Here is a 20,244-nt window from a genome sequence, read left to right as displayed (position 1 = left end):
AATCCTGTATTTTTATTTATTATTTTTTCTGATGCTTATTCTTGATGATTTCTACCATCGATTTGAGCTTATAATATTCTCTATGCGTTGAACCCTGATATCCGCTGGAATCAAATCTTATATTTCCATCATAGTCAAAAACAATTTTTGTTGGCGTTCCTTTTGTTTGGATACTATAGGTATCGCCTGCTATACTTGCTTCATCATGCAATACATCAAGTGTGATATGTTTTTTGGTCACAAAAGTCTTTACCGTCTCCTGGGTTTCAAATAAATCAATAACAAATAGCTGGAAAGGTTCGTTTTTATACTCGTCAACCACAAGTTCGAAACCTGAAAAAGCAGCTACGCAAGGTTTGCATAACGTAGCCCAAAAATCTATTACCAGTATTTTACCTCTATAATCTGCCAGATTTGTATTCTTGCCGTTTAGATCAGTAATAATCGTTTTTGGCATAGGTTTGATTGTTTTGATATATTCTTTTTCGACTTTTTTGTAAACATTTTGATAAGCTTCGTTTTGTAAATCGGTGATGTATTTACTGCTTCCTTCACTATTTCCTTTAACCTTTGCATAAAGTTTTTTTAAGGTTTCCAGTAATAATGGATTTGAATCAGCATCTCGCACTGCCTTTGTCAACAAATCGAAAGCTTTTTGATCTTGACCTGCGGCAGATAAAATCACAGCATATCTATTAAGATAATTTGCTTTAGTATCTTTGAAATATTTGGCATCTCTTAACCCATCTTTATCCAAAGAAGTAGATTTTTCAATATTTTTCATTGCCAGATCAATATTGCCTAATCTTGCATTTGCAACGGCATTCACTTCATATAGAATCTGGGTTCTCCCTATGCCATCAGATAGGGTTCCCTTATTTATTTCATTCAAAAGATCTGAAGAAATTTTCTCAACCAACGCTGTATTTTTATCCTCATCAGTCCATGATTCTAATACATTGCATAAGTCTAAAAGATGCACTGCAGAAAAATCCGGGTTTAAACTTTTATAATAATTGTATTTTTCCAGACTACCGGCAGCCAGCCAGTCTGCTGCTAACTGTGCCTGGAACGGACTGAGCTGTTCTTTATCTAATTTATCTGACGAATTTTCCTGAAGGAATTCGTTATAATAGACCTCAGCGTTATTGACATCAGTAATAAAACTAAATACTTCATAATTTTTTTTACTGCTGGTCTGCGCCCAAAAAGATTGAGAAACTAGCAGTAAAATCATAATCGTTTTTTTCATCTTTATATTGTTTTAATGTAACGGTTGTTACTTTAATAATTCGGAAAGTCTCTTTTCTAATTCTTCACCTCTTAATCCTCTGTCAACGATATTTCCATTCGGGTCAATTAAAAAATTATCGGGAACCATGCTGACTTTATAGAGTACTGCCGCTGCATTTTCACCACCTTTTAAATCGCATAATTGTAACCACGGCAGTTTATCTTCTTTTATAGCTTTCAACCAATCTGCTTTTTTCTCATCAAGTGAAACCGCCAAAATGGTGAAGTTTTTGTCTTTAAACTTATTATAAGCAGCCAGTACATTTGGATTTTCAGCTCTGCAAGGCACACACCAGCTTGCCCAAAAATCAAGTAATACATATTGTCCTTTATATTTTGACAAGGTTACAGGATTACCATTGGCATCATTCATTGTGAAATCCTGCGCTTTAATTGTCCCCGATTGAAAGGATAGTGCTTCGTCTAAACGTTTTTTCCATGCAACTACCTTTGGTTCGCTTTTCATACGGCTGCTCAAAGCATCATACATTGGTTTTACAACGTTTGGTCGTATAGCACCCTGCACAAAAAGATCCATTAAATCTACACTTACGTAACAGTCCGGGTTCTCGAGAACAAAACCATTAATAACCTTTTCAAAAAAACTCATTTCAGCAGGTTTACCATTTAATAGTTTTTGGTCACCAAGAAGTTTTGTTTGATATTTCTCCCAATACTTTTGTTCCGTTCCTCCTCCTTGATACGTTGCCATACCATCCTTATCAAAAATCACTTTGATGTCTCCATCTAAATAAACAAGACCTACATTTTTCATATTGTTTGCAGGATCTTCCTTAGCTGGTTTAGTTTGGATTAAATTTATTTCTGCCAACTGTGGCCTGCGAATCTTTCCCTTGAATTCAAACTCACCGTTTACCACTTTAACGGTATCAGATATATATTCAAATCCTTCGTCTGGCGGATAAGCCATTACCGCTTTTACAGCCTTGATATTTGAAGGAATACTCCCTTTAATGATATAAGAGGATTGTGCACTTAAACCTGAAGTCTTCAAAATAATTCCAAGTAGTACTATTACTGTTTTTTTCATGATTTTTATGATTTAAAATATATTACAGAACGCTGCTCTAAACTTAAAAGCAGGGATTCATTTTTACTTTTTGAATTTATTGATACCCGTATTTAGCCAATTTAGATACTCCTCAACATCTGGAGTGTAGGCAATGGGTTCTATAAGTTTTTTTTCGTTACTATCCATCAGTACATAAAAAGGTTGCGAATTGGCTTTGTACCTTAGGGTCTGCATTTCACTCCATTTCTGTCCGATATATTTGAGTTTTTTTCCAGGATTAAGTTGCGAATCGACAATTTCATCGGCTTCCAATTTTCTTTTATCATCCACGTAAAGTGAAATCAAAACCACATCGCTTTTTAGTATTTTTAAAACTTTTGGATCCGGCCAGACATTCTGTTCCATCTTTCTGCAGTTTACGCATGCCCATCCTGTAAAATCGATCATTACCGGTTTACCCACTTTTTTAGCGTACGCCATTCCCTTATCATAATCATCAAAAGCCATGATGTCATGAGGAGCAAGTAAATGCGCCCCATCAGGAAGATCACCATGCGACTGTGGGCCATCTATTGTTCCTGATCCCTTTGATCCGCCAACTCCGTATGGAGATTCGCTGTATTGCTGCGGAGGCGGAAAAGCACTTATCAAATTAAGTGGTGCGCCCCAAAGTCCCGGAATCATATAAATGGTAAAGGATAAAACTACAAGTCCAAGACTTAGTCTTCCCACCGAAATATGATTCAATGGAGAATCGTGAGGTAAAGTGATTTTTCCGAAAAGATAAAAAGCAAGTGCTCCGAAAATAGTAATCCAAAGCGCCAAAAACACTTCACGTTCCAAAAGGTGAGTTTGTACAACCAAATCAGCATTCGATAAAAATTTAAACGCAAGAGCTAATTCTAAAAATCCTAAAACCACTTTTACCGTATTTAGCCATCCCCCAGATTTAGGAAGCGCATTAAGCCAGCCCGGAAAAGCTGCAAACAAAGAAAACGGAAGCGCAATTGCTGTCGAAAAACCCAGCATTCCAACTATTGGTGCAATGCCGCCTTTTGAAGCCGCCTGAACTAAAAGTGTTCCCACAATTGGTCCTGTACAAGAAAAGGATACGATGGCTAAGGCCAAAGCCATGAAGAAAATCCCTATCATTCCTCCCCTGTCTGCCTGAGAATCTACTTTGTTTGCGAGAGAACTCGGCAATACAATTTCGAATGCTCCTAAGAAAGAAACTGCAAAAAATACTAAAATGAGAAAAAAGATTACATTAAACCATACGTTCGTAGAAAGTGCATTTAATGAATCAGCACCAAAAACTGCCGTTACAATGGATCCCAACAGCACGTAAATAATGATAATCGAAAGACCATAAATCACTGCATTGCGGATACCTTGCGCTTTATTTTTACTCTGTTTGGTAAAAAAACTTACCGTCATTGGAATCATCGGAAAAACACACGGCGTCAGAAGTGCTGCAAAACCGGATAGAAAGGCTAAAAAGAAAATAGTCCATAAACCTTTTTCTGCTTCTGCTCCCTTATCTTCAGAATCTACAGTAGTTGTCTTATCTGCTGCTGTTTCTTGTTTGGCAGAAGCACCAGAAGCCAGATCAAAGGTCAGTTCTGCTTCTGTGGGAGGCAGGCATTTTGTGTCATCACAGGCCATAAATTCAACCAAGGCTGTCAGGCTGTTTTTGGTTCCGGATACCTCAATTTTCTGTTCAAAAACAGCGGTATTTTCAAAATATTTTATCGTTTTTTTAAAGACAGGATCCATAGCAGTATGCCCTTCTCCTTCGACTGTATTACCGATAATTTTAAACGCTCCGCCTTGATCGTCAAATATGAAACTTGTGGCTACTGGTCCATCTTCAGGGACATTTTGTGAATACACATGCCAGCCAGAATCTATGGTCGCTTTTGCGGTTAATTTATATTCGGTATCAGCTATTTTCTCAACCGAAGTTGTCCATTTTACAGGCTCCAGAATTTGGGCACTGCATAAGGAAACCAAAAGAAAAGAAAATACAAATAATAGTTTTTTCATGTGACTACTGCTAGTTATAATTTGATTTATTTAATATCGAATACCAGATCAACTTCTTTTGGAGGAAGACACTGCGAATCGTTGCAGGTCATATATTCTACCACAGCATTTACTTTGAATTTGCTGTTTGGTTTTTTAAGTTTAATGCGTTGCTTAAAAACGGCTTTTCCTTCAAAAAAGGTAATCTTCATTTTAAAAACCGGATCGTTAACGGTGTGCCCGGCACCTTCATTAGTATTTCCTTTTTTTAGGTAATTTGCATTAGATTCAAATGTAAAAGTTGTTGGCGAAGGCCCGCCTTTAGGCACATTTTGGGAATAAAGGTGCCAGTTTCCACTTATTGTTGCAGAAGCTATTAATTCATACTCTGTGGCGGATATCTTTTTTACTGCCGTTGTCCATTTTACCGGATTCATGATCTGCGAAAAACCATTGGCGCTTATTGCTAATAATAGAAATAGAAATATTTTTTTCATGAGAATATTTTATGTTATACCTGTTGGGTTTAATTATTTTAAACACATAGAAACATAGTTTTAAAAAAAATTAAAGAAGGCGTTTCACTTATTTAAATGCACATAGTTTGTCTATGTGTGGAAACTTGTTTCTTTTAATCTCTTCTTTAGAAATAATAATCTATGTTTCTATGTGTTAAAATTTATTTTAAAAAAAAATCACCCAACGAGTTATATTAATTTGATTGTTTATAATTGTGGTTTGAATACAATTTGATAGGACCTCGCTTTCTTTAACAGTTTTGAAGTAAAATCAGCAATGTCTTTCTTCGTTACAGACTTCACTATATTTTCAAAATTCTCCGCCTTATCCATATTGTAACCTTCTTTGTAAAAATTGGTTAACAGTTCAAGATCGTAGGCATTTACATCTTTATCCTGCTTTCTGGCTTTTAAATAATTAGTCAATATTTTGTCCAGGTCTTTTTGATCAATATCTCCAGCGGCCATTTTATTGATTTCTTTATGTACAATCGATATAAGTTTGTCTGTTTTTTCAGGATTACAATCAAACTTTACGAATAAAACAGCTTCCTGTACCGGTCTCTTTACAACACCTCCGTAAGTACTGGCGCCATAAGTACCGCCTTCTTCTTCTCTTAAGGTTTCGTCATATCTTAGTTGTAACATATCAGCTAAAATGCTAGCCAGCATCTGATTTTTCAAGTTATAGGTAAACTCCTTTTTAAAACAGATACTTACTGATGATTTAGGATCCGACATTTTCAGATACATGGTTTTATCCGTATTTGCTTTAAGCCAGTTCACAGAATTATCTTTCCATTGTTCTCTCGCAGATGTTGTATTTATTCCTGCCACATATTTTTCCAATAATGGTTTTAGTTTATCTTTCTCAATATCACCTACAAGAAAAAATTCAAAATCTGCAGCATTTCCAAAGCGGGCATTATACACAGATTTAATTTTATCAAAAGTTATAGCCTCAACATATTCCTTGTTAAACAAACGTTTTTTCGGATTGTTAAGTCCGTATAAAGTCACAACGGTACTGTCTTCCATTTTTTCCTGAATGTCTTCACTTCTGCTTAAAACTTTATTGTTGAAGTTTTCCATAACAACATTGTAGGCATCCTGATCAAATCGTGGTTTTGTAAATTGCAGATATACCATCTGAAGCATTGTTTCTACATCTTTTGTCACAGCAGATCCGTTTACGTTCTCTGTTAATGCACCGATATTTGCTGAAACCTGAGCTGTTTTTCCGGCCATCACTTTTTGAAGATTGGCAGCCGTATAATCACCTAAACCAGAATATTGCATAACAGCTCCGAGTGCAGAAGATGAAGGGAGATCTTCATCAGCAAGTAATGAGTTTCCTCCATAACTTACCGCCTTAAGCTGGACATCATTTTTATTTTTATTGGCATATTTATAGTACACTTTTATACCATTACTCAGAGTAAATTCTGTAGCACCTACTTCATCATTTTGTTTTTCTGAAACGATAGTTCCTTCCTTGATGACAGTATCTCCAATCAGGCTTTTTCCTTCAAACGCATCTTTATAAGGCTGAAGATTTTTATCATTTTCAATATCATAAAGAATTCCTGATGCTTCTGCTTTTGTTAGATTATTTTCGCCTTTTACACCATTGACTACCAGAAATCTATTTTTGGTTGTAAATAACTTCTTTAACCCGTCCTGAATTTCCGTACTACTTAGTGTGCTCAGAATTGACTTCACAAGATCATACTCTTGCTCAATATCAGTCATCGTCTCATTAAAAAGATAATTCATCTGGATGACACTTTCAATTTCTTCATGAGTTGCATCATCTCTTGAAATGATTTTATTCTGATAGGAGTTTTCAAACTCAGCGACAGTACGGCTGATTTCAGAATCAGTAAATCCAAATTTTACAGCCTTATAAACTTCAGTCATAGCAACTTTAAATGCTTCTTTCTGTTGATTTTGTTTTGGCTGAATGTAAACATTAAAGTTTTTCGTAGTTCTCGCATCAATATTATAATCCACAGCTGCATCTAAAAATGGAGCGGTCTTATCCTGACTTTTTTCGCTCAATCTTTTGTGCAGCATATTCATTGCCATAGCATTAATAAGATCTTGTTTTAATGTGGCTGTTGTTTGATTTTCTAAATTTCTATGATGTCTTATTCCGAATGAAATTGAGGAAGTTGTAATTTCGTCATCCGTCCCCAAACCATACAAAAGTTCATCGTTTTCAGCGATTTCAACTACCTCACGTTTTTTTGGATTCTTCACAGCAGGTATTCCGGAAAACAAAGCTTTAATTTTGTTTTCTATCACAGTAGGGTCTACGTCTCCAATAATAGCTATTGCCTGCAAATCAGTCCTGTACCAGTCGTGGTAAAAATCACGGATGGCATTATATTTAAAATTTTCAACAATATCCATCGTACCAATTGGTAATCTGTAAGCGTACTTTGAATTATTATACAAAACACCAATGGTCTGTTCAAGCATACGCATATTTCCATTTTGACGGGTACGCCATTCCTCTTTTATCACGCCTCTTTCGGCATCTATTTCCTTATCGGTAAGTAAAAGATAATGCGACCAGTCGTGTAAAACCAATAATCCCTTGTCTATCATTTCATTTGTGTTTGGGATGTTATTAATATTATATACCGTTTCATCAAAACTGGTATAAGCATTAATGTCCCTTCCAAAAGACAAACCATGTTTTTGCATGGTATTTAAAATCCCTTTACCCTCAAAATTTTTGGTTCCGTTAAAAGCCATGTGTTCTAAAAAATGTGCCAATCCCTTCTGGTTGTCATTTTCAAGAGTTGATCCCACATTTTGAATAATATAATAACTTGCAACTCCCTTTGTTACGTCCGTTTTCTTAATATAATACGTCATACCGTTGCCCAAAACACCTTTTATAATTGTCTTATCAGAAGGCAACGGCTCACTTAAATTGTTTTTTTGAGCCTTCAGCGTCAAAGAAGAGACGCCAACAAACAGATATAATATGATTCTTTTCATTTTTCGATTGATTGATTCAATTTGATTATTTTTTTGTTTTTATAATTACACAATCACTTGTGACTATTTTTTAAAGGGTTGTAGAAACAACCCTCTCACATCATTTACGGTTGCTTACTAATTCAAAATGGTAAATAATGAAACTTTTATTTTGTATATTCTTAAAAGAATTAAAGAATGCCGTTAATTTCTTCTATTATCGACTCTGAATCAGATGGATGTGGTGCTGTTGCATTAACCACTCTGCCTTCTTTATCAAAAAGAAGAAAACGAGGAATCATTTCAATACCGTAATTCACACATAAATCAGACTTAAGGTTGTTGTCGACTATTAGCTGTTTCCAATCATGGGAATCTTTGGTTATCATTTTATTCCACGCATTTTTATCGGAATCCACAGAAACACTGATAAATTCAATTCTGTTATCTCCTTTATACTTTTCAACTAGTTTCTTAAAATGCGGCGTTTCTTTGATGCAAGGTGCACACCAGGTTGCCCATACGTCGATATAAACCGCTTTTCCTTTAAAATCAGATAATTTAAAGACTTTACCGCTGCTGTCTTTCATTTCAAAATCCATTGCCATTGCTCCTTTACGAAGCGCCTTGGCTCTCATTCTTTCCTTGTCAATTGCTGCCACTGAAGATACATCAGTGCATATTTTTTTATAAAAATCAAAAGAAGCATCAAGGTCGCCAGTACCTCCTCTGGAGTAAAAATCCTTCATAATCATGGTAGCCATTCCGTTGCGCGCACTTTGATGCGGCACTACTTTATTTAAAGTCTTCAGAATTTCTATCATATCAATGTCTTTGTATGGCCCCATTAAAAAGAAAATAAAACTCTGACCAATATTGGTAAACAACTTTGAATCTGTCGAAGTCCATGCTGTAGACTTTAAAAATGCATCATATTGTGCATCGCCTTTATAAATTGATACGTCGCCATTATTTTTAACAATTTTCTCTTTCGCAGTAAACTCGTATAAAAAATTATTAAAGAGCCATTCCTGTTTAATTTTAGTTTTATAATTAGCTATAAAACCTGGATTTTTTGTATCTAAAAGTTCTTTGTTTAGTGGATCAACTATACTGTTAATAAAACTTGAATATGGTGCATAGGTTTCAAAAGAATGAAGTTTCTCAGTAATCAGATAGTGCTTCTGCAGTTTATTTACATAATTCTTAATCAAAAGATTTTCCTTGGCATTACTTCCGGAAACCGCATACTTACTGTCATCCTCCTTATCCGTAATATCCACAGTTATATTATACTTCCCTCCTGGTTTAAAATAAAGTTTATAAGAGGTCTGATCTATATAAAGATTAGCATCATAAAGAGGTTTTGCTGAAGCAAATTCTGTTTTAAAAGAACCATCTTTCGATACTTTTAAGTTCAGGTCTTTGCCTTGCTCATCGTAGGCATCTTTAACAATAAAAACATCTTCGCCCTGATATCCTTTTATTGAACCTGAAACCGTTATTTTGCCTTGCGAAAATGAAGTCATGCTTACCAGAAGCAAAACTGCACTTATTGTATTTATAATTTTATATTTCATCTTTTTGTTGAAATTTAAGTTGTATTGTTTTTGGCGTAAATAGTTTTTCTATGAAAAGTCAAACCTGATAATTCCTAAAAGCGATTGTGAAAGCTTTGTTTTCTTACCTGCTGTTTTTTTTGATAAACAACAGCAGGTAAAAGAAACAATAACAGTTTTATGAAATCTTACTTAGTTACTTCTGCAACCTTATCATGAAGAGCTTCTCCGATTAAATTTTTGCCAACAATATTTCCAGCCGGATCAATTAAAAAATTACTTGGCACAAACGTAACACCATAGGCTTTGCCTGTTGATTTTTCATATTCTTGATCATCAATCAAATTAAGCCATGGAAGTTTGTCTTCTTTTACTGCTTTTAACCATTCATTTCTTTCATGGTCTATTGAAACAGAGATGATATCAAAATTTTTGTCCTTAAATTTATTATATACCTTAATTACATTTGGGTTTTCTGCTCGGCAAGGACCGCACCATGATGCCCAGAAATCAACCAAAACAAACTTTCCTTTGTAAGCTGCCAGCTCTTTTTTAACTCCGTTTACATCTTCTAATGAAAATAAAATAGCTGGTTTTCCAATTGCATTTCTGATCGTTTTTTCAGCTATGCCTTTTAAATCCTTCGCCATTTTTCCAGCTTTCACCTCTTTAGATAATCCATCTACGGTTTTAGAAAGTTTCTCTGCATCAAAATCCACAAGATTTGCATTTAAAGCCAAAAGAGAAATTTTGCTGTCTGGGTGTTTTGCGGCAAATTCATATGGATAATCCAAAAACTGCTTTTCTTTTACTTTGAACTGAGCTGCTAATGCTGTACTTTTTGCATCAGTTGAACCAATACTATCAGCAATGTGTTTCTTTTCCTTTAATTGATAATACTCTTCCTGTAAGTCTTTATACTGACTACTGTACTCTTTAAAAAGATCCTGGCTTTTACTATCGGTTTCCAGTGTTGCTGTTTCCAGATTATTATCGCCTGAAATTTCATAAGTTCCACCTTCTAAAAAGAAATTTTTCATTTTATCAAATGGCAGTTTGCCTATTAAGTTTCCTACTTTATTAAGATAATCAATATTCACTTCAGTAAATCCTTCTACGTAGGGCATAAAAAATACACTGGCAGCTGATCCAAAGGAGCTTCCCTTGAATTCAAATTCCCCATTTTTTGAGATGAATTCTTCTTTATGCGATTTACCTTTATCATCCTCATAGGTGAAATAAACTATTACAGGACTTGTAATTTTTGTGAATTTTCCCTTTACAACAAATTCGTTTCCTACCGTTTTCTTTTCTGAACAGCCTACTAAGGCTGAAGCACACAAAATCACCATTAGCGCTTTAAAAATTATTTTTTTCATTTTTTTTATTGTTATTCGTTAAAAATTATTTTAAAATTTCTGCAAGTTTTGTATGAAGTTCAATTCCTCTTAGGTTCTTGGCTACAATTTTTCCAGAAGGATCAATCAAGAAATTACTTGGAATTCCGAGAACTCCGTAAGCCACCCATGTAGCTTTGCTTCTTTCTTTTTTATCTATTAAATTTACCCACGGAAGTTTATCCTCTGCAACGGCTTTTAACCAGGGTTCTTTTTTTATATCAGTTGAAATAGATATAATGTCAAAATTTTTACTTTTAAATTTATTGTAAGCTTTAACCACGTTTGGGTTTTCTGCTCGGCATGGAGCACAGCCCGAAGCCCAAAAATCAACCAAAACATATTTACCGCGATACGATTGAAGTGATATTTCTTTACCATTTGGGTCTTCTAATGAAAAATCAACTGCCTCTTTCCCTATGTTATTGCTATTTTCTTTTGTTATTCTCTCACGTAAGAGTGATGCAATCTTTACAGTCTGAAGATCTTTTGACAATTGATCTAAAGCCACAGAAAGCTTATCAAAATCATAACTAAAGCCATCTGCTTGCAGCGCTATCAGTGAAACTTTGCTCTCTGGATACTTAGCAGAAAACTCATAGGCATAGTCCACAAATTGTTTTCTTTTTAATTCATATTCAGCATTTATCTTATCACTTTTCTGATCTTTAATTCCTATACTGTCTGAAACTGCTTTTTGCCCAACCAAGGGAACGTACTCTTTTTTAACCTTTTCTAATCCTTGAACATATTCAGTAAAAATCTCCTGATTCTCGCTGTCCGTTTGCAGTTTGGCAGTTTCTAAATTATCATCGCCGGTAAATTCAAAAGTGCCGCCTTCTAAAAAGAAACCTCTGCTCTTCTCAAAATAAGGCTTGGACTTCATTTCTTTTGCTGCTACTGTCCAATATTCAGGCTGGTCGATAGTATATCCTTCTACATATGGTGTAAAAAAAATAGACGCTGAAGATGCAAATGCATTTCCTTTGAATTCAAACTCCCCATTTTTTGAGACAAACTCTTCTTTATGAGATTCATTCTTGTCATCCTGATAAGTCAGATATACTATTACAGGGCTTGTGATTTTTGAAAATTTTCCCTTAACAACAAATTCATTTCCTACCGTTTTCTTTTCTGAACAACTTGATAAAGCTGAAGCGAACAGAATAACCATCAACGCTTTAAAAATTATTTTTTTCATTTTTTTATTGTTTTTTATTCTAATTCATTACTGAAAATTTGTTCCAGTTTTTTCTACAGTTTCTCGCTGTTTAAATTTTTATTTGCCATCACCACTGAGGATCTATAAGAAAATTTGTTGTAACCATAGCTATTACATAAGCCACAACTACAGATATATCTCTTCAAATTTTCTTTCACTACACGCCATCACTAAAATGGCAATAAGCAATACTATTTTTAAGGCAGATCACACAGTTAACATTGCAAGAAAAACACAGTATTTCTTGTGCAGCAATACAGCTCCTTTGAGTAAGAAAGTTTTTTTAAATGATTATAGATTATCCAGACAGAAATCGCTGAATAAAAAATGTTATTCCAAAATAGATCGTTTATTTGAGAACCGGCTGCCGGGCAGAACTACTAACCGACAGCACGCTGTTCTCAATAAAACTTATGGATTGTCAATCAAATTAGGATTTTGCGCTTTTACTTTTTGACCAAATCTTAACACCAGACGTTCCGGTTTAAGTTGGTGTGATTTTATCAGATTTCCTTCCTCATCGTAAACATCATGGGTATAATTTACAAGATTACTGTATTTGGCATCAACCGAAAGTCTTCTCATATCCAACCATCTGTAACCGCATACAGAAAATTCACGGATACGCTCTTCAAAAATATATTTGACAAGTTTATCCTGGTCTGCAGCTACATCCGCAGGAATCGAAGCATCATCAACAGGCATTCTGTTTGCTCTGAAACTTTCAAGATCAGCTACTGCACTCTCCTGACTTCCTAACCTTGCTTTTGCTTCGATTGACAGCAGTATTAGATCCGGAATTGTCACTCCAATTTGATTATTAAATGGACCGTATCTTCTTAACATACCTTTCGTATAAACCGGCTCAAAACCAAATGCCTGCATATTGGTGAAAAAATTCAGCCTAAAATCTGAACTGTTATACAACTGTGCCGTTTCCGGCTTGATAACAATTTCATTTTGTATAAAGGCCCAAATATTATTAGAAGCTTTGTCGTAAATAATTTCCTTATTGTCTTTTGGAATTGGGTATGTCGGGCCAAAAAAGAAGTTTATTGGCATAAACGCTCCCTCATCTGAAAAGGTATCATTGTAATTGTATAATTCCACTGGCAGATTCGAGCTGCTCATCAGGTCAATTGCCGACTGCAGATGATTTGATGCTTCTGTAAATTCACCTTTAAACATCAAAACTTTGCCTAGTAAAGCCTCGCCAATTATTTTTGAAGCTCTGTTTCTCTTATATAGTACTACAGGAAGATCAGGAATAGCCTCTGTAATATCCGACAATATAAAATCGTACACTTCTTCTACAGTGTTTCTGGTGAAATTCGTCAGCGTAATGTCTGACTGCGTAATAATCGGATAACCTAAATCCGTTGCAGCCGTTGCAGCATTATAAGGTTTCCCATAATAATTAATCAGTGCAAAATAACTTGTTGCACGGCCAATTTTTGCCTCAGCCAACAAAGCTCTTTTCTGAGCATCAGTACCCTCTGTAGCATTCATTACCTCTGCTATAACTTTATTATATGTATAGACCGCATTTAAGTTTGTTAATTCATCTGGTGTCTGACCAGCATTATAAATTTCATCATCCCATCTGAACAATCTCTGGTTACGGATATCAGTATTCGAGAAAAAAGGTTCTACAGCAGCAACCTCATCCCCCATAGGTATTAGCGCATTCGAAAGAGTGTTTAATGCCGGGTCATCAAGCAGGCGGTCATAGTCTGATACTTTACTGGCTATTAAGCTTCCTTTTGGCACAACTTCCAGATAGTCATCGCTGCAGGAGAATGTAATAACAGCAAGTATTAATAAAACAGATGATTTTATATATTGTTTCTTAATTTTCATGATACTTCTTTTTATAATTTTTAAAGAGAAAGATGAAGTCCTAATGCGATAGCATTTTGACCTATTTTTGGCATTCTAATCTCATCTGCCTGAAACTCCGGATCTATACCTTCTTTATTCGCTTTCCACAACATTACATTCGACATTGATATTCTAAAAGAAAGACTGCTGATGTTGGCCTTGTCCAATACTGATTTTGGAAGACTGTAAGCCAATGTAATATCCCTGAATTTGATGTAAGAAGCATCTAAAACATTAGTACTGGCCAAAGTATAATAGTTTGTACTTCTGTCGTCACCATCTACAGTTGACTGAGGTACATATCTCGGTATATCTGTTACCTGTTCGTCTCCCGGATTTTTCCATCGGTCAGCAAAATCAGAATGCAGATTAGCTCTTCTAAAACCTAAATTTCCTTGAAAAAGCGGTCCATTATAAAAAGTGTTCACGTCTTTACGCATTACATGCCCTAAATTATACACTGCTGTACCGCTTAAAGTTAATCCCTTATAAGTAAACACATTGGTAAGTCCTCCGTTCCATACAGGTACTAAAGTTCCTTTGTACACAATATCATCTGCAGTAGTAATATTTGGTGTCTTGGTAATGGTACCGTCTGCTAATTTTATCAGCGGATCTCCGCTGGAATCCAATCCTTGATAATCGTAAGCAAAAACTGCATAAGCCGGGTATCCTTTCATGTAAGCCATGCTAACCTTCTGGTCTCCAGTATTTATAACGCTTGGTTGCTCCAGCTCGGTAATGGTGTTTTTATTGTAAGCCATTACAAACTGTGTGGTCCATGAAAAATCTTTTGTTTCTACATTTAAAGTCTTAAGAGTTACCTCAACTCCTTTATTTTCCATAGAGCCGAAATTTCCGATAGCCGAAACATATCCTGTGAAAATGTTTAGAGGAAGCTGCCCGATCATATTTTCAGTATTCTTTCTGTAAAAATCTATAGATCCGTCGATTCTATTTCTAAAAAGAGTAAAATCCAAACCAAGGTTGATATTTTTAGTGCTTTCCCAAGTCAATTTTTTATTTCCCGGAGTTGCAATAGTCAATGGTATCACATTGCCTGTAAGTGCATATTCTGTCTGAGGACTTAGGATATCGTACGAAGCTGCTGTACCCGGAGAAGGAGCATTTCCTGTTACCCCATAAGTGGCTCGCAAAGCTAAATTGGATATAACTGATGAATCATATAAAAAAGATTCTCCGGAAATCTGCCATTTTCCTCCCACACTCCATACCGGTTTACTCTGGCTGGATTTGTCAAGTGCAAAAAGGTTACTTTGGTCTTTTCTTAAACTTCCATTTAAACTGTATTTATTGTTTAGCGTATAAGAAGCGTTTGAAAAATAAGACATAAATCGGCTTAAAATATCCGTCTGAACAAAATCTCTCGGCTGATCGATTCCCAAAAAGCTCCTGTTTCCTGAATTTGGCATAACAGGATTTTCTATACCGTCATTTATCAGAGTCTCATAATTTATATAAGAATACGTCTGAAGAAGCGGATCGTATCCTCTAACCAAAGTAGTAGTACTTTGTGTATAATTCTCCTGTGCTTCCTGACCCAATAAAATATTGATATGATGTTTGTCTTCATTCCATCCTTTATCATATTCAAACTGATTTCTGATGGTGTAGTTTTTCTGAGTAGCATTTGCTTCGCTATAGCGTCCTCCGTTACTTGGCAAATAATAAACAGGTGTATCGCCCGGATTATCGGCAACCGTAAATTCAGCAAGCTCTTTTCTTACTGTATAACTGTCTTGTGAATCAAACATTGAAGTTTTATTACTTCCTGTAATATAGCCATAAGTACCTGTAAATTTAAGTCCGTCAATGATATCAACATTAATACCTGTTATGATTCTGCTCATAAAACCATCCGTATCAGTTGATCCTCTATTAAACTCATCCAAAGGATTATAATCAAGACTTATTCTGCTTCGTCCCTCAAAATCAGTACGAACTTCATCTGATAAATTGGTCATGTAAGACATAGACAAGTTTTTGCCGTCTTTATCGCGGAAAAGCTGATAAGGAAAAAATCCATAATCTACAAGAAGATTTCTTTTAGACGAAAGTTTTGATTTTGTAAAATCTGTAATAGCATAGGCACTAATAAATTTATTGATCTTATAATCCTGTCTGGCATTTAATTTAAACAATTCATCTTCGTCCCCTGGTGTATTATTCTGATTATTCGTATAAGTCGCCGACGTATAAAAAGAATAATTATCAGTACCTCCTGAAAGCGAAAGTGTATGATTAGACAAAATAGCACTTCTGTAGAACAAATTTGAAATCTGACTTCTGTTGTCTGTACTTGCCAGAGCTGCTAATCTGCTGTCGGCCTCAGCCTGAGAAATAAGACCTCTTGACTGATCGTATAAAATTCTTAAATGCGGAGGTACTCCAGCACCTCCATAATTGTACGCAATAGCCTGTTCCCATGAATATTCATCAGGGAAAAAGGTTTCTTTTGACGCCTGTATAAATTGAGGGCTGTTTAAATATTTACTATAACCAAGATCAGGTCTGCCTTCAAAATTACTAAATGCATCATATTCTATACTTAATTTACTTCCTTTCTTTCCTTTTTTCGTAGTAAGAACGATTACTCCATTGGCCGCTCTTGCCCCCCATATAGATGATGCAGTTGCATCCTTTAATACAGTAACATTCTGAATATCCTGAGGATTAATTGACGATATATTTTCAATTGGTATTCCGTCTACTACATATAATGGATTTCTATTAGTCCCGCCGGTAACATTACCAAACTGATCAAAAGTACCGATTGTTGTTAAACCCCGGACTAAAAAAGGATTTGCAGAAACATTCTTATTATTGTTAACAGTAAAACCAGCGACAATCCCGTCTAAGCGCTGTAGAATATTCATAGAATAAGATCTGCTTTCTACTATTTTCATATCCGCTTTTGAAAATGCACCTGCATTTCTAGCCTTAGAAAGTGTCTGATAACCTGTATTCACCACTTTTACAGATTCCAGCTCCACTTGACTTTCTTCCATTATAACGTTAATGACAGCTTTATTGTCTTTAATCGTAATCTCTTGTTTTTTATAACCAAGAAAGGCAAAAATAATAACGTTCCCTTTTCGAACGTTTAGTTCATAATGTCCTTTTGTATCAGTGATAACACCTACAAGATCGTCTTTAATAGAAACTATAACTCCCGGAAGCGGATTTCCTTTTACATCAGAAACAATTCCTTCAATTTTTATTTCCTGTACTGCTTCTACAGTCTTTGGGGCTGTAACCACCTCAATGGCTATAACATTTTGATCTACAAAAACTGCCCTGTAATTTGAGCCTATCAAACGATTAACAACATCTAATACGTCTGAATTTGAAGCATTATAAGATATCGTTCTTGTATCATCAAAGACAGTGTTATTGTAAAAGAAATTCACACCAGTCTTTCTGGTAATTTCTTTTAATACATCTGCCATTTTTTTGTTTTTAACTTCAAATGTAACTTTCTGCGCAGACGCAAATATGCTTGCATTGAAGCAAAATACTGTTAAAATAAATGATAGTTTCAAATTAAATAACAATTTTGGTTTAACGTAAAAATACTTTTTAGTATTCCATGAAAATAATTTATTTTTCATACTTTTACTGGGTTTGGTTATGGTTAATAGGTGTCAGAATTTATTTACTTGTAACTGAAAACTTTAGCCGGGGAAATGCGTCAACATTTTTCCGGTTTTTTTATTTACTGCTTATAATTACTTCATTTACATTGTTTTTAGAGTTAATACTATATTTGATATTGGAGGTTCTGCTTATAATATTCAGAATATCTTCTAAATTTTTTCTTTTCTTAATAAGTCCTGTAAAACGGCTGTTTTTCAATGTTTCTGATTTGAATCTATACTCGAAATCGTACCATCTGGACATTGTTCTTAAGATATTTTCAATAGATTCGTCTTCGAAGTAAAATACTCCTTCTTTCCACGCTATTGATCTTGATACATCTACATTGCTAATTTTGAAAGTACTGGTAGTAAGATCCATATTAAACTGCTGATTTGGAACAAGATTTACTTTCTTTCCTCCTGATGAAACAGCTACCTTACCTTCAACAAGCGTAGTATAAACATGAGATTCATTATTGTAAGCCTTTATATTAAACTCCGTTCCAACAACTTCAACCTCTTGTTTATCATGATGCACCTTAAAATGGGAACCTTTATGTCTGGTGCTGGGAGATACATCAAAATAAGCCTCACCATAGATAAGGTCCACTTTTCTTTCTTCTCCATCAGAAAACGCTACAGGAAATTTAAGTTTCGACTCTGAATTCAGCCAGACTTTTGTTCCGTCTGCAAGATTAATACTGAAATTCCCTCCTCTTGGAACAATCAGATAATTATATTCAGTTGCATTTTTACTGCTATTTGAATTGTTATAAAAAATCTGCTCATTATTGCTCTTCACATTTTGTCCGGCATAATTGACTCCATTGCCTAAAGTCACTTTCTCTCCATTGGCAAGAACCAAAACAGCTTTGTCAGTACCGGGTTCTATTCTGCTCTTTACTGCTACCGTTACATTTTGCTGCGGGTTATCTGTAAGAGTATCTTTGAAAAAATAAGTGGAAGCAAGAAGTAAAATTACTGCAGCTGCAGAAGCATATCTCCAGTTATAAATTTTTCTTACCGGAACATTTATTTTTGAATGAACTTTTTTTAAGTCTTTATTAATATCAATTTGACTGATTAATTTTCGTCTTTGATTGATATGCTCTTTAGTTAAATGCTCTAAAATATACTGCTTATCATTTTCATCGAATAAGTCAGAATTCTTAAAAGCATGCGGCTCTTCATTTCGAAGGATTGAAGCAGCAAGTTCTTTTGATATTAATACGATTTTGCTAAAATTAGACATCTTATAATAGGGTTAATTATTACTAAGACAACAAAAATTAAATGAGGAGGTAAAAAAAATCAAAAAAAAAATACTTTTTTTCACACAATCATCCAAAACACTAAATTTTCCTCAATATTAACATGAATTTTCAGGTAAAAATCTAATTATTGATTTCAAAAACAAATGCAATAATTACAAAAGATTCCTTCAATAAAGGTTTAAGACGTTTGTAAGCAATTTTTTTCTGCGCTTTTATGGTATGCAGTGTCAGCCCTAGTTCTTCTGCTATTTCAGCATTAGTTAAACCTTGAAGGCTTAATTTTATGATAAGTGCACATTTCGCCGGCAGTGTATTTACAGCCTTTTCTACAAGTTTTACCGTTTCAGAAATTGCAACCTCCCGAAAATAAAAAGGGTCTGTTTCCAATTCTGCAATATCTTTAGAAGGAAAAGATTCAGTAGCCTTGAACTGTTTGCTCTTAAGGTAATTAAGAGATTTATTTTTTACAGATGTGTAAAGGTAGGATTTAATGGTATTATCGTCCTGAAACTCTATTTGATCTTCCCAAATTTTTATAAAAACCTCCTGAACAATATCCTTTGAAACTTCTAAATTATCAATATACGTGTTGGAGAATGTACATAAGGTTGGATACTGCTTCTTGAAAACATTGTTATATTCTTTTAATGTTAGCTTATGCATATCCTTTATTTTCTAATGATACTTTTAACTAAAGTTTTTTTTTGCCTGACAGGAAGTCTTTACAGGTAAAATCAAATAATAGCATTCTTAATTTGTAATTAACACGATGCTAATATATAAAAACAAATTGTTAACTATAACAAACTACAAGTTCGGGCAGTAATTAATAAATGAATTTAAGTAAGCTCCAAAACTTCTTAATCAATAATTTTCAAACTAATTATGAGTAGTGATTCTATACAAATGATAATAAACATAGTTCAAATTTATGAGATATTTAAAAAGTTTATTTTGAAAATTATTTAAATTTTATTTTTACGTATCAATATAATATTACATTTATCTATGGAATTAATAGATTAAATAATAAAATTTTCTCTTAGAAAATGTATTAAAAATTATGTTACATAACGTTGCAGCTGATATTTCTAATATTCTTGCTCTATTTCTTATCCCTAAGCCTTCTTTGGTTAATTAGATGATATTTTGATTTAAATTTTTAATCATTTTAATTCTTTTAAGGCAATATTTTTTAAAAAAGATGAGCATTACTGCTCATCTTTAAATTACTTTTTGTTGATATTTATTCTATTTCAATAGGTTAGAAATCTAAAATCTCATATCACTAACTGTGAAAATTACCTTAGAATTATGCTGAATAGAACAATCAAATTAAATCCCTAATGATTTAAATAATTCTAAAAGCGACTTTTCTGATGGTCTGGGCGC

The 20,244-nt window shown here is 34.3% G+C and carries 12 protein-coding genes; all 12 read right to left on the bottom strand.

Annotation, left to right across the window (positions count from 1 at the left end):
• Positions 1 to 19: 19 nt before the first annotated feature.
• Positions 20 to 1,252 (bottom strand): TlpA disulfide reductase family protein, encoded by a 1,233-nt coding sequence (locus FLV_RS18915; protein WP_243236280.1) that lies wholly within the window; start codon positions 1,250 to 1,252, stop codon positions 20 to 22.
• Between the two features lie 27 nt (positions 1,253 to 1,279).
• Complete coding sequence (locus tag FLV_RS18910) at positions 1,280 to 2,344, bottom strand: TlpA disulfide reductase family protein (protein ID WP_243236279.1); 1,065 nt, start codon at positions 2,342 to 2,344, stop codon at positions 1,280 to 1,282.
• Positions 2,345 to 2,407: 63 nt separating this feature from the next.
• A complete protein-coding gene (locus FLV_RS18905) occupies positions 2,408 to 4,372 on the bottom strand; it encodes a protein-disulfide reductase DsbD family protein (RefSeq protein ID WP_243236278.1) in 1,965 nt (654 codons plus the stop codon).
• 26 nt (positions 4,373 to 4,398) lie between these two features.
• A complete protein-coding gene (locus tag FLV_RS18900; protein ID WP_243236277.1) occupies positions 4,399 to 4,848 on the bottom strand; it encodes a protein-disulfide reductase DsbD domain-containing protein in 450 nt (149 codons plus the stop codon).
• Between the two features lie 228 nt (positions 4,849 to 5,076).
• Positions 5,077 to 7,881 (bottom strand): M16 family metallopeptidase, encoded by a 2,805-nt coding sequence (locus tag FLV_RS18895; RefSeq protein ID WP_243236276.1) that lies wholly within the window; start codon positions 7,879 to 7,881, stop codon positions 5,077 to 5,079.
• Between the two features lie 170 nt (positions 7,882 to 8,051).
• A complete protein-coding gene (locus FLV_RS18890) occupies positions 8,052 to 9,440 on the bottom strand; it encodes a TlpA family protein disulfide reductase (protein ID WP_243236275.1) in 1,389 nt (462 codons plus the stop codon).
• Positions 9,441 to 9,607: 167 nt separating this feature from the next.
• The gene (locus FLV_RS18885; protein ID WP_243236274.1) at positions 9,608 to 10,798 is read right to left on the bottom strand and encodes a TlpA family protein disulfide reductase; all 1,191 of its coding nucleotides are present in this window, start codon (positions 10,796 to 10,798) and stop codon (positions 9,608 to 9,610) included.
• A 25-nt stretch (positions 10,799 to 10,823) separates the two neighbouring features.
• The gene (locus FLV_RS18880; protein ID WP_243236273.1) at positions 10,824 to 12,017 is read right to left on the bottom strand and encodes a peroxiredoxin family protein; all 1,194 of its coding nucleotides are present in this window, start codon (positions 12,015 to 12,017) and stop codon (positions 10,824 to 10,826) included.
• 432 nt (positions 12,018 to 12,449) lie between these two features.
• Positions 12,450 to 13,898, bottom strand: coding sequence for a RagB/SusD family nutrient uptake outer membrane protein (locus FLV_RS18875; protein ID WP_243236272.1), 1,449 nt, complete (start codon positions 13,896 to 13,898; stop codon positions 12,450 to 12,452).
• A 20-nt stretch (positions 13,899 to 13,918) separates the two neighbouring features.
• On the bottom strand, positions 13,919 to 17,389 hold the full coding sequence (locus tag FLV_RS18870) for a SusC/RagA family TonB-linked outer membrane protein (RefSeq protein WP_243236271.1): 3,471 nt from the start codon (positions 17,387 to 17,389) through the stop codon (positions 13,919 to 13,921).
• A gap of 262 nt (positions 17,390 to 17,651) precedes the next feature.
• Positions 17,652 to 18,830 carry a FecR family protein gene (locus FLV_RS18865; RefSeq protein WP_243236270.1) on the bottom strand — a complete coding sequence of 393 codons (1,179 nt, stop codon included), beginning with the start codon at positions 18,828 to 18,830 and terminating at the stop codon, positions 17,652 to 17,654.
• A gap of 142 nt (positions 18,831 to 18,972) precedes the next feature.
• A complete protein-coding gene (locus FLV_RS18860; RefSeq protein ID WP_243236269.1) occupies positions 18,973 to 19,515 on the bottom strand; it encodes an RNA polymerase sigma-70 factor in 543 nt (180 codons plus the stop codon).
• Between the last annotated feature and the right edge of the window lie 729 nt (positions 19,516 to 20,244).

The organism is Flavobacterium pectinovorum, from assembly GCF_022802975.1.
GTDB lineage: Bacteria > Bacteroidota > Bacteroidia > Flavobacteriales > Flavobacteriaceae > Flavobacterium > Flavobacterium pectinovorum_B.
This window is presented reverse-complemented; position numbering and strand designations above follow the sequence as displayed.